We start from the raw sequence: 11918 nt of genomic DNA, 5'->3' as shown, positions 1-11918 counted from the left end.
TCTGGTGGCATCACGTCACCCGCAGGTGAGTGCGTCGGCGTAGATGCCATCGAGCACCCGTGCCACGGCGGCCATCGCGTGCGCGGACGGATCGAACGCCGGCGAGCGATGCAGTGCCCTCGCCCACTGTTCGATGGCGCGTCCGCCCCACGCATCGGGCGGTTGGCCCAGCACCGTCGCCTCGCGGCCGCGCACGTGTTCGACCGTGAAGTCGTAGAACGAACTCCCGACGTTGCGCAGGCAGATCGCGCCCTCGGCTCCGAACACGCGCAGGCTGATTTCCGCGTCCACCCCGATCGGCAGGTTCCATGAGCAACACAGGTCGATCACCGCCCCGCCCTGCAGTTCGATGCGGGCGGTGGCATAATCCTCCACCGCTTCGGGCACCTCGCGCAGCGGCACACCGCGCGAATAGCAGCGCCCGTCGATGCGCGTCACCGACGGGTCGTCCAGCAGCCAGAACGCGAGATCGAGCAGGTGGATGCCCAAGTCGATGAGGCATCCGCCGCCGGCCAGGTCGCGGCGATAGAACCAGGCCTTGTCCGGGCCATAAGCATTGTGGAAGACCGCCTGCACCGCGTAGACGGAGCCGAGCGCACCGCTTGCGATGAGCGCACGGGCCGCGTCCATGCCGGCCAGGTGGCGGTAGCTGAGATCCACGCCGAGCAGGCGCCCGGCACGCTCGGCAGCCGTCACCACGCGCTGCACCTCGGTGTGATCGCGGCCCAGTGGCTTCTGGCAGAACACCGGCAGCGTGCGCTCCAGCACCTGGATCGCCTGTCCGGCGTGCGCTGCACTCGGTGTGGCGATGACCACGCCGTCCAGATCCTTCTCCAGCATGGCGTCGAGCGAGGGCACACATTCGATGTCGCCGCACAGTTCGCGCGCCGCCTGCAGGCACTGCTCGTCGGGATCCGCCAGCACCGCCGCCGTCGCCAGACCGCCGTCGAGCAGCGCCTTCATCCGATGGCGGCCGATCCAGCCGACGCCGAGGAAACCGAGCCGCAATGGTGGCGCCGCTGTCACTGCGATCATGGGTTCGCTCCGGTGAGCACGACCGCCTTGGTGAAGCCGTCCGGCCGCTCGATCGAGGCCTGCAGCGCCTCGCCGATACGATCCAGGGGATAGGTGTGGGTAACCAGCAGCGAGAGGTCGATGCGTCCCTCGATCACTGCCGCCACCGCCTCGCGCAGGCCTCGCGTGGCAACCGCGGAATCGCGCTCGTGCGCGTTGATGACGTCGATGCCACGCCAGTTCCACAGCTGCACGTTGACCGAGCGCAAACCGTCCTGGTGGTAGCCGGCGATCACCAGCCGACCGCCGATGCCGGTGAATTCACCAGCCAGGTCGAGCGGCCACGGCTTGCCGGTGGCCTCGATCACCCGCTGGCAGAAGGCGCCGTCGGTCAGCGCGTGGATTTCGTCGATGATGCGCTGGTGATCGTCCATGGCGACCACCTGGTCGGCCCCGCAGCGCCGGGCCAGCTCCAGCGACGACGGCGAGCGCGATACCGCGATCACCGTCGCGCCATGTTCCTTGGCCAGCTGGATCAGCGCCGCACCGAGGAAGCCCACGCCGACCACCGCCACGGTCTGCCCGCGCCGGATGTCGGCCCGCCGGAAGATGTTCATGGCGCAGCCCAGCGCCTCGCCGGGGAACGGCCGATCGTGCAGCGCCGCCGGCAGCAGCACGAGCCGGTCGGCCGCGGCCAGATCGTAGTCGGCGTAGGCGTGGAACGAGAGTGCCGTCACCCGATCGCCGATCCGGCAACCTTCGACGCCAGCCCCCAGTGCATCGACGATGCCCCAGCCCTCATGGCCCAGGCTGCCGGGCGGCATCGGATAAGTGAACCAGTCGCGGCCCTCGAACGCGGGGATGTTCGAGGCGCATACGCCCGAACCCTGCAGCCGCACACGCACCTGGCCCGGGCCGGGCCGTGGCCGTGGCACGTCGATCAATTCGAAACGGCCGGGACTGACCAGGGAAGCGGCTCGCATCGTATCGGGAGAGCCATCCATCGCGATCTCTCATCTGGTGGAAAAGAAGCCGTGATAGACAATCGCGCGGGATGAGCACATGAAGATCGCGTGTCTGCGCGTCCACAACGCGCAGACAGATCACGCGCTAAGGCGCGGTGCATGGATGAGCCCGTTGATCGTCCTTGCACCGTCATTGGCCGATCCGGCGACATCGTTTCGCTGGCCGATATGGGGCACTCCAACACGCGCCCGCGCCGGCTGCGCAATTCCATTTCGGGGAGCATCGCGACACCGCATTGAGCAATGGATGCTAGCCTCGGCGCAGGAAGGCACGCACCGCAACGGCGCAGACTGCCGTCTGTTCGGCGATCTCGCGGAACAGACGATGCAGTTTTTCGCTCCCCAGACGCGCTGACAGCAGCGCACCCAAGTCCGAATGCATGGTAATGGCTCCCAATGCATTGTTGATGCGATGTGCCGCATCGCGCTCCTGCTTGCGCATACGGTTAGATGGTCGGTTGCGTTTGGTCCAGATGACGGCGATTAACAGTAGCCAATCACCCAGCGCATGCGCGCCAGCCGATTCCTCCGGGGCCTCGGCAAACGCCAGGATCACCATCGTCCGCCAGTAGCCATGGGATACCGACCGATGGGTGACCCAGCACGCACCGTCAGTCGTTGCACGGCACCACATCCACTGGGTTGGGATTGCGGCCAGAGCGCTCTCGTTCTCGACGTTCAGCACTGCCTGCACGAGCTCCTCCGGCAACGGAACGCCGTGTGTTGCCAAGATGTTCAAACCACCCATGCCGGCACTCAACAGCAATCCGCCCGATGCGCCACCACGTTCCACAGCGTGACTGAGAAGCACCTCTAGCGCCGACTCTGGGACTGCCGCCGCTTCGGCGGCTGCATTCTTCAACAGGTCAACCACACTCGCATGATCGGTCATGGGCGACCACGATAGCGGTCGAGTTTGTTGTAGATGGTTTTCACGCTGACGCCAAGATGTCGAGCAGCGAGTGTCTTGTTGTCGCCGTAGCGCGCCAGAGTAGCGAAGATCACCTGCCGCTCGATCTCCTCAAGCGTTCCGTTCGGCGCCTGCGCTGCATCGGATGGCTGCGTCCATACTGGCTCCATCTCGCTCGCGTCGATCTCATCGTGTTCGGACAGTATGAACGCCAGTCGCACCACGTGCTTCAACTCGCGGACGTTGCCCGGCCACGAGCGCTGCTGCAGAGCATGTAGGGAAGCGGCCGAAAAATACTTGGCCTGCCCATGGCGGCGGTTGAGCGCATCGAGAAACTCCTCAGCCAGGGGCACGATGTCTTCCGGGCGCTCGGCCAGCGCCGGCATGCGGATCGGGAACTGGGCCAGGCGATAGTATAAATCCGGCCGCAGCCTGCCCTGCGCCATGGCCACCATGGGATCGACATTGCACGCCGCCACCACCCGCACATCGACGTCGCGGGCATGGCTGGCGCCGATCGGAGTTACCGTACGACTCTCCAGCACACGCAGTAGATATGGCTGCAGGTCGAGCGGCATCTCAGTGATCTCGTCGAGAAACAAGGTGCCACCCATCGCCTGCTCAAAATAGCCACGGTGATCACGAATCGCACCGGTGAAGCTGCCCCGTTTGTGACCGAACAGATGGCTGCCCAACAGTTCGCCTTGACTCGCTCCGCAGTTGACCGCGATGAAAGAGCCTCCGCGGCCGCTGAGAGTGTGGATCGCTCGGGCAGCCAGCTCTTTGCCCGTGCCACTGGCGCCCTGCAGCAGCACCGTATCCTCGTAGGTAGCAATGCGCCGGATACGCTGTCTCAAGTCGGTCATCGCCCGGCTGCGGCCGCGCAGGGTAGCGCAGGCACCTTCACGATCGATCATGCCGCGCGAGCGTGCATTGTCCGAAGCACGGCGGAACAAATCATTGAGCAGCCTGCGTCGGAGCGGTTTGACCACGTATTCGATGATCGGAAATTGCTGTGCGCGGCGTGCAGTGTCGGCACACGGATCGCCCGTGACTACCACCAGTCGTTCAATCGTATCGCGCGGGACCTGATGCATCAGGTCCAGGCCGCTGCCATCCGGCAGACTTAGGTCGAGCACCACCAGATCGGGCGCACGGTGCTGCCTGAGCATTGGCACGGCCCGCTTGATTGTGGTGGCAATAGCCACTTCACAACCGTAGATCTTGGCGTAGGAGCTGAAAGCCTGTGCAAACGAGGCATCGTCATCGATCAGCAACACAGCGGGCGAGGTAGGGGGCATAAACGACTCCATGGCGAGCGGTGCCCGCCCGCTGGTTTTCGCATCATGCACTTCAGGTGTGTAGGCAGCGTTGAGCTGTCTGGCGACACCATTTCACACGCGCCGAGTTGCTGGTGGCCGCCGCCGACTCACCCGCTAGGAGCGTGGGCAATAGAAACGTTCGCGGCGAAATCCTCTGTGCGAGGACGGTTTTTCGGCGGATTGCCGGCCCATGGTGGTTCCATGGGCCAAAAAGCGACGGAAAAATGGATCGCGCGGAGGGCTTTGCAGCCCGAGTGGCTTCTACGGCCCACGCTCCTAGCCATCAACTCGCCTATTCCCTGTCCGCTTGCCGCGTCACGCCCGAACCTGCGCCCTCACCATCTGCGGACGCGCGTCCACCGACCGCGGAGTTTCCGCTGGGAGACGACGGCTTGCGCACCCTGAGGCGATTGTCCACGTCTTTCACACCACTGCAGGAGTCGGCGCAATTCTCAGCGCGATGTTTCATATGCCGCGACGGAATCTCACCTTCGAGCGTGACGACACCATCCTTCACCTTCACTTCCATTTCCGATGCGTCTACATGCGGATCATGCGCGAGTGCCTCGCATACGTCCTCGTGAATGCGCTCGTCAGTGCGACGGTAGCCCTTCGGGCCTTGGCCACGAAAGCGGTCGTGGCGCTGCTGGCGTTCCTGTGCCACAGATTGGCCACCATCGCCATATGGCTCGCTCAGGTATCCTTCCTGCGGTGTGCCCCAGGTGTCGCCGCCCTGCAATGAATAAACATCATCGCGGCGCGTGCCTGGCCATGGTTCCACGCTGCGTCCGCCGCGATAGGCTTCCGGTCCAGTGGCGCGTCGCCCGTCTTGAGTCATCCAGGGTGCGCCACGCTCTTCGTCCCAGCCACGATAGCCGCGTCTCCGCAGATCGCCGCGGTAGCCGCCTTCATAGCTCGGCGGCGGTGTCTCGTGGCCCCGCTCGTAAGGGTAATCATGCTGTACGGAAGCGTAAGATCGATCGTCATATCGCTCGCGATCGCCATATGGGCTGCGCTCGTCGTATGCGTTGCCACTCTGGGTGCCACCGAATGAGTGTCCTTCGTGCGGATAGCCATCGAGTGGGTCGTCCTCGCGCCAAGGGCGGGCGAGAGACATGTCTTCGTAATCCTGCCCTGATGAACCGGCATGGGCACCGCTGCTTTGCCGCCGCGGCGCGCGCTCGTTTTCGAAACCGCTGTAGCGATCACTGCTGGCAGAATATTGCGCCTGGTAGTTGCTTGGTCTGTTGGCCATGGCTGGATGTGCTCCAAATCAGGATTGCGTCGTCGGGCGACGGCTACGGCTTCGCGTTCCGCCTATCCGCCCGATAAGCGACATGTGAGTGCGATCGGCCGCGACCGCGCTGCCCCCACGGCGCCCGGCTTTGCGAGCCTCGTCCGGGGTGAATGTATGGGCATGTCCGCGCGCGTGGGCAGACAGTCCGCCAGCACGCGACACCTCGCGCCGCCGTTCATCGCTCATGCTCGCAAAACCGCGTGCTGGCCCTGGCGTGACGGGTCTGTTTTTTTCGTCCATTGTGTTCTCCGTTGATAACAGCAAGGCACACCGAACATCGGTGGCCAGTGAACTGTCGCAACATGCATGCCACCCGAGCTCATCGGCTCTCCACAACGGACGGCGAGGGAGAGGGAAACCGAGAACAACTCTGACGTGAAATCTGTTCTGGTGCGTCCTGTAAGAAATACACGCCAGTACAGCAGCCGGCGCTGCAATATCCGTCGGGAACCGCCACTGCCGCTCATGGACTGGTCGTCATCAGCGTAACCAGCGCATCAAGCATGACGCGCAAACCGGCAGGCTTACGCAAGCGCGGACAACGGGCGAACACGTCGGGAATCGAGATATCGTCGTAGCCGGTGGTGAACAAGCAAGGCACGCCGCTATCGACGAGTCGCTCGGCTACGGGGAACACGCGTTCACCGGCCAGATTGACATCAAGCACTGCGACATGAGGCGCCGGGATCCGAGCGCAGGCTTGCGCCGCCGCGGCAAGCGTGCCGTAGGGGCCGATCACCTCGGCGCCAACCAGTACCAAGGCAATGCGCACATCTTCAGCAATGAGGTACTCGTCTTCAACGACCAGTACTCGCTTACCCCGTAGAACTTCGTAGCTCATGTCAGGCCCGCTCGATGCGCGACATATATAGTCCGGATTGATCCTCCGGCGCCCAACCATCAACCCTGTTCGCGTAGGTCGCCGTCCACGTTATCTTGCAGGACATTTCACATTAAATGCGCAACGCAATTGCGATCTTGCAGCTTGGTAGCCACATTCGGTCGGTGCCGTGCCTATGTCCAAGCAAAACAATGTCCCGAAGAAATCTGGATACGACGAAAGTTATCCCAAAGACGAGCGCGGCACCGAGCATAAGCCGAAGCCGGATGCGCCGCGGCAGCCGCAAAACGCGCCGAATGCCAAACCGAAGCCGTCCTCATCCTGAACCAAGGTGGCCGACGTGACTGACGATATCTTGATTGCCGGATTCTCGAGCCAAGGCGATGCGATGGCGGCGGCGCAGAAGTTGTTCTCGATGGGCGTGGGTCGTGAATGCGTACTGCTGGAGGTGGACGAGCGCGGCATGCAGCCACCGTCCAGTTCGTATGCGCCGTCGACGATCGTCGACCCAACCGTGCCGGGGCAGCCGACCACGCCGGGTGAGCGTGCAGTCAACCCGAAGGAGACGCTGCGCAAGCCAGGTAGCGAGAATCTGCGCGGACCAGAGCTGCAGGGCTGTGCCAGGCTCTCGGTACGACCAACGGCGGCTTGCGATGGCGACGCAGTTACCCATCTGCTCTTTTCGGCGGGTGCATCGCGAGTGAAGCGGGATAAGGGACCATTGCCCACCCCCAACCCGGCGATGTGGCCTACGGTGGATATGGCCAGCAGCACAGATGTAGAACGGGCGGTGGCGGCATCACGGGGTGGTGTTTCGGTGCCCACCCAGCGCTCCGATGCGAAAGCCCCCGATGATGATAATGCCGCACGCGAAGCCCCGGCCGCAGGTGACCCATCGGCACTGCGAAAGTAAGCGACGCTGCGACATTCACAGGGGTGCTCCCGCCCTCATCGCAACCAGGTATTGATCAACGCTACGTACGACAGCACCTGCGGAAAGTTTCCGCACTGCCGCTGCGCTGATGCCATCATTGGCCAAGTCGTTGCGATCGCAGGCTGCGTCCATCGGTACGGCCCCACCGGATCGCGATCGGCTAAATACGCCGTGATGACTACGTCCGCCTCGTGGGGGAGGCGCTGAGCAGGCAGGAAGTCTCGTGGCTGGTGAGGCGTGGATCGCTACCGTACGTGCTGTCCGGCGTCATGTAAGCCTTAGGCGATAACCCAGCGGCGATGGCACGTCCACCGCCTGCGTCTGCGGCATGTGACGGAAGTACCAACCGTCCCAGCCGTACCCGGCTAACGCCAGATCCATGGTGGAGCGCGGCGATGCCCATGTCGAGTCCGAGGCGACCAATGTTGCGCGGCGCATGGCGCGCCACAGGCGGTGAACGTCGATTGGACCCGCGCGGACGAGGCAGTCGCGCACAGCTCGGCAATCAGCACTGCCGCGTCGTGATAGGCGTAGGTGCAGCCGACGCCGCACTGGTCGCCGCAGCGCACGTCGGCGACGATGATCGTGCTCGGACACCATCTCAGCGCGCCGGCTGCCTCGGGTTCGTCGGTGGGCACGCGATAGGCCGCGGCTTGGGCCCGCTCGATACAGGCGCCGCGCGGGCTCAAGAATCGCCCGGCAGCCGCCCAGCCATCATGTCGCGCACGGTTTGCCGGATGATGCCCAACTCGTTCGGGTCGCCCTTGGCGAGCGCCGTCATGTAGGCATTGGCCTGGGTCCAGCGAATGTGCGGTGGCAGCGGCGGCACGTCCGGATCGGAGATGAACTCGGTCAGCACGGGGCAGTTCTCGTTGAACGCTTCCTCCCACGCCGCGGCGATATGTTCCGGCCGCTCCACCCGGATGCCCTTGAAGCCGAGCATCCGCGCGTACTCGGCATACGGAAAATCCTCCACGTCCTGGGCGGCGGGAAACTTGGGATCGCCAGCCAGCGCGCGCTGCTCCCAGGTGACCTGGTTGAGGTCGTGGTTGGCCAGCACCATCACCACGAAGCATGGGTTGCTCCAGCGCTGCCAGTACTGCTTCACGGTGATCAGTTCGGCGTTGCCGTTCATCTGCATGGCGCCGTCGCCGACGATCGCCAGCACCGGGCGATCCGGATACGCCATCTTCGCCGCGATCGCATACGGCATGCCACTGCTCATGGTGGCCAGCTTGCCTGACATCGAGGCCATCATGCCTTCGCGGATCCTCACGTCGCGCGCGTACCAGTTGGTGAGCGAGCCGCAGTCGCCGCAGATGATCACGTTGTCCGGCAGGCGCGGCGACAGCTCCCAGAAGATGCGTTGCGGATTGATCGGGTTGGCCGGCTGCATCGCCTTGGCCTCCAGCGCACGCCACCACTTGCGCACGTTAACCTCGATGCGCTCGCGCCAGTCGGGGTTGTCCTTCTTCGCCAACAGGGGCAGCAACTGCCCGATCACTTTTGCGCTGTCGCCGATCAGGTTGACCTCGGTGGGATAGCGCATCGAGACATTGCGCGGATTGATGTCAATCTGCACCGCGCGCGCCTGCCCGTCCGGCGGCAGGAATTCCGAATACGGAAAAGTGGTGCCAATCATCAGCAGCGTGTCGCAGTCGTTCATCAGCTCCCAGCTCGGCTTGGTGCCAAGCAGGCCGATGGAGCCGGTGACGAATGGCAGATCGTCGGGCAGCGCGGCCTTGCCCAGCAGTGCTTTGGCCACGCCGGCATCCAGATGTCGGGCCAGCGCGATGACTTCGGATCCGGCGTGCATGGCGCCCGCACCGATCAGGATGGCGACGCGCTTGCCGGCGTTGATCACCTCGGCGGCCTTGCACAGCTCGTCCATCGACGGCTGCGGATGTGCCGGTGCGTAGCCGACGCCGGAATAGACGTCGCCATGGGCGCGTGGCGGGTCCGGCACCGCCTTCATCTCCTGCAGGTCGTTCGGCACGATGACGCAGGTGACGCAGCGTTCGGCCGCGGCGATGCGCATCGCGCGATCGATCACGTGGCGCACCTGGGCCGGTGCGGTGAGCGTCTCAACGTAGCCGGTGACGTCCTTGAACAGGTTCTGCAGGTCCACTTCCTGCTGGTAGTCGCTGCCCAGCGAGGTGCGCGCCTGCTGGCCGACGATGGCGACCACCGGCATATGGTCCATCTTGGCGTCGTACAGGCCGTTGAGCAGATGGATCGCGCCGGGGCCGGAGGTGGCCAGGCATACGCCTACCTCGCCGGTGAACTTGGCATGCGCACCGGCCATGAAGGCGGCCATTTCCTCGTGCCGGACGCGCACGTAATCGAAGCGGCCGGACGCCCGTCCCATCGCACCCATGATTCCGTTGATGCCATCTCCCGGGAATCCAAAAATCCGCTGCACCCCCCATTCGGATAAGCGTTGAAGGATGAAGTCGCCCACTGTCTGGCTCATCGGGTTCTTCTGTGGTCGAGTAGTCGGCGCGACACCACCGCAGTCGGCGAGGGCGGCATTCGCATGACAAATTACACGCCGCAATGATGGAGCTGGTGGTGTCATCTGGGGGTCAAGGGCGCGTGTCGACACGTGCACTAAGCAGAGCCAGCACCGGTCACAGCCTGCATCGTCACCGCTGGAAGTGTTGTCGGGGCCGCGGCATCCACTCGGTGCGCTGGCCACGTCCAGCGTGGGCCAGTTGTACGGTTACGACGGCGGCCTGCGCCGAGTCCAGCGGCCAGCGATGGTCGCCGACCGGACCGGTGACGGTGGGCTCGATCGCGTAGGGCCGGTTCATGCTCCCGCCCGCGTGATCGGGGCGGTGGCGCGATGCGAACGCGCGTACGCAGCCAGTCGGTGGGCCGCGAAGTGTGGGTGTCGTAGCGCCGGATCAACGCCAGCCCAGGGTTTTCTGATGCACGGGCTTCCAGGCCAGGTCGAACATCCTGGAGCGCGGACGCAGGCGCTGCTGTGGAGCATGGTGACACTGCAGGCACCAGTGCATCGACAAAGGCTTTTGACGCATCAGTGGCATCTGGCCGACCGGCCGTGGCAGCTGACGCAGCTCACGCCTTGGCGACGTGGATGCTGTGGCTGAAGTAGACGAAATCAGGCAAATGGTTGATCCGGTTCCACTGCAACAGCACGTGTGCGCCTCCCAGCTCTGCACCAGCGGTCTATACATCGGCTGATTGGTGTAGAACTGGGAATGACACTTCATGCACGTGGACATCGGTGGCATGCCGGCATGGGCGGAAGTTTCGGCCGTGCTGTGGCAGCGAAAATTCAGTTCCACTTGCCCGGCATGATGCTGATGGCGGAAGAGCACCGGCTGGTCGACCGCCTCGTCGAGCGCGAGCGGCGATGCGGTGAGCGCTCGCCAGCCCGCGACGGCGCCACCGGCCATCAGCAGCAGTGCATGCGAAGATCAGCACGTAAAGGCCCGCCCGCGGCGAGAGCACCTGCTCATGTTTGTGCCTGTTGCGGTGCAGAGCCCGGGTCCGGCAAGGCCAAAGCAGTGGCAGGTCCCGCCGGATCGACCGTCTGCTCATGTCATAACCGTCGGACGATCGAACGGAAGATGCTTGGCGGGTGTCGCCGACACGGCGGCGATCGCCGCAGGAAGTATCTCCTCCTCACCGTCGATGACTACGAGGATGCGGCCCTGTTCGATTTCGTCTTCGAACTTCCTGCGCACCGGGTCGGGCACAGTGGAACCAGCCAGCGCGGAAGACCATGTGCCCAGCGATGCTCCGGCCAAACCCAGCCCCACGACCCCGGCGAAGGTGATGCCAATGGGAGCGGCCACCACGGCGACCAGGCCAGCAAGCAGGCCGGCCACGCCGCCGCCCACGGCCCCACGCACCGCGGCAGGGTAGAAATCCCCATCAGCCACCTTGCGATCGTCGGGAACGTTCTCAAGCTCGATGTCCGATCGGGCAATCAGCGAAATGTCGTCGTTGGCTATCCCGGAAGATCTTGCGGCATGCATCGCCTTGCGAACGATGGACATATCGGTGGCGCTGAAGACGGCGCGTCTCTTCATGGGGTTGCTCCGGCTTGGTAGTCACGCCACCGAAAAGGCTCTGACACAGACATTGGCAGAAGGGGCAGGCGGAGCGGGGCGCGTTGGAAGAGCGGACAGTACTCACGAAGAAGTGGATGACAGATCAATGCGGGATGAAGTCCATGCAATTTTGGGTTTCGGGCTTATCACACTGCGCGAGGCTTCGAGTTGCAATTCACGCTGTACAAGGCCGCACCGCTGCGATCGTATCCCTCCAAAAATCGGAGATGTTCTCACTATCCCACGAATATGGACGCTGAAACCTAGACCTGATTCCGTGAGCTCGCCCGGTCGGATCCATGCTGCGCTTGGGTTCCGCCCTCATGCCGGGTTCACCCTATGGGTGAAGATGCTGTTTCGACATTTCGCGCACTTCGCGTCGCGCATTTAGCCGTTTATACTTCCATATCAATCTCGCATTGCGTGCATCGCTCGTGTCTTCCAAACCACCCCGGTTCGTCGTTCGCCAGTCTTCCCATGATCTTACCGCAAT

At 63.9% G+C, this 11918-nt stretch carries 13 protein-coding genes; 3 read left to right on the top strand and 10 right to left on the bottom strand.

Going from position 1 to position 11918, the window contains the following annotated elements; all coding sequences use genetic code 11:
- Positions 1-15 precede the first annotated feature (15 nt).
- Together ACO2Q2_RS16360 and ACO2Q2_RS16355 are read right to left on the bottom strand one after the other, a co-directional pair.
- Positions 16-1035: a Gfo/Idh/MocA family protein gene (locus tag ACO2Q2_RS16360; protein WP_423257318.1), complete on the bottom strand. Its 1020-nt coding sequence runs from the start codon at positions 1033-1035 to the stop codon at positions 16-18.
- Positions 1032-1997 (bottom strand): MDR/zinc-dependent alcohol dehydrogenase-like family protein, encoded by a 966-nt coding sequence (locus tag ACO2Q2_RS16355; RefSeq protein WP_423257316.1) that lies wholly within the window; start codon positions 1995-1997, stop codon positions 1032-1034. The genes ACO2Q2_RS16360 and ACO2Q2_RS16355 overlap by 4 nt, the downstream gene beginning before the upstream one ends.
- Positions 1998-2138: 141 nt before the next feature.
- Here ACO2Q2_RS16355 and ACO2Q2_RS16350 point away from each other — a divergent pair, with 141 nt between their 5' ends.
- Positions 2139-2279 carry a hypothetical protein gene (locus ACO2Q2_RS16350; RefSeq protein ID WP_423257314.1) on the top strand — a complete coding sequence of 47 codons (141 nt, stop codon included), beginning with the start codon at positions 2139-2141 and terminating at the stop codon, positions 2277-2279.
- Positions 2280-2289: 10 nt separating this feature from the next.
- Here the strand turns inward: ACO2Q2_RS16350 and ACO2Q2_RS16345 are convergent, their stop codons facing one another.
- The 4 genes from ACO2Q2_RS16345 to ACO2Q2_RS16330 all read right to left on the bottom strand — a co-directional run bounded on the left by ACO2Q2_RS16345 (position 2290) and on the right by ACO2Q2_RS16330 (position 6409).
- A complete protein-coding gene (locus ACO2Q2_RS16345) occupies positions 2290-2931 on the bottom strand; it encodes a hypothetical protein (protein ID WP_423257312.1) in 642 nt (213 codons plus the stop codon).
- On the bottom strand, positions 2928-4250 hold the full coding sequence (locus ACO2Q2_RS16340; RefSeq protein WP_423257310.1) for a sigma-54-dependent transcriptional regulator: 1323 nt from the start codon (positions 4248-4250) through the stop codon (positions 2928-2930). The genes ACO2Q2_RS16345 and ACO2Q2_RS16340 overlap by 4 nt, the downstream gene beginning before the upstream one ends.
- Before the next feature lie 313 nt (positions 4251-4563).
- The gene (locus tag ACO2Q2_RS16335; RefSeq protein ID WP_423257308.1) at positions 4564-5526 is read right to left on the bottom strand and encodes a BON domain-containing protein; all 963 of its coding nucleotides are present in this window, start codon (positions 5524-5526) and stop codon (positions 4564-4566) included.
- 505 nt (positions 5527-6031) lie between these two features.
- A complete protein-coding gene (locus ACO2Q2_RS16330) occupies positions 6032-6409 on the bottom strand; it encodes a response regulator (protein WP_423257306.1) in 378 nt (125 codons plus the stop codon).
- A gap of 175 nt (positions 6410-6584) precedes the next feature.
- Here ACO2Q2_RS16330 and ACO2Q2_RS16325 point away from each other — a divergent pair, with 175 nt between their 5' ends.
- Complete coding sequence (locus tag ACO2Q2_RS16325) at positions 6585-6734, top strand: hypothetical protein (protein WP_423257304.1); 150 nt, start codon at positions 6585-6587, stop codon at positions 6732-6734.
- A gap of 15 nt (positions 6735-6749) precedes the next feature.
- A complete protein-coding gene (locus ACO2Q2_RS16320; RefSeq protein WP_423257302.1) occupies positions 6750-7322 on the top strand; it encodes a hypothetical protein in 573 nt (190 codons plus the stop codon).
- 706 nt (positions 7323-8028) lie between these two features.
- On the opposite strand, the gene ACO2Q2_RS16315 is transcribed toward ACO2Q2_RS16320, so the two are convergent.
- The 4 genes from ACO2Q2_RS16315 to ACO2Q2_RS16300 form a co-directional block, all read right to left on the bottom strand.
- Entirely contained in the window at positions 8029-9816 is a 1788-nt protein-coding gene (locus ACO2Q2_RS16315; RefSeq protein ID WP_423257300.1) for a thiamine pyrophosphate-requiring protein, read from the bottom strand.
- A gap of 172 nt (positions 9817-9988) precedes the next feature.
- Positions 9989-10156 (bottom strand): hypothetical protein, encoded by a 168-nt coding sequence (locus ACO2Q2_RS16310; RefSeq protein ID WP_423257298.1) that lies wholly within the window; start codon positions 10154-10156, stop codon positions 9989-9991.
- A 93-nt stretch (positions 10157-10249) separates the two neighbouring features.
- Positions 10250-10765, bottom strand: coding sequence for a cytochrome C (locus ACO2Q2_RS16305; RefSeq protein ID WP_423257296.1), 516 nt, complete (start codon positions 10763-10765; stop codon positions 10250-10252).
- Positions 10766-10906: 141 nt separating this feature from the next.
- A complete protein-coding gene (locus ACO2Q2_RS16300) occupies positions 10907-11404 on the bottom strand; it encodes a hypothetical protein (protein ID WP_423257294.1) in 498 nt (165 codons plus the stop codon).
- Between the last annotated feature and the right edge of the window lie 514 nt (positions 11405-11918).

Source organism: Dyella sp. KRB-257 (assembly GCF_049445995.1).
In the GTDB taxonomy this organism is placed as follows: Bacteria; Pseudomonadota; Gammaproteobacteria; order Xanthomonadales; family Rhodanobacteraceae; genus Dyella_A.
This window is presented reverse-complemented; position numbering and strand designations above follow the sequence as displayed.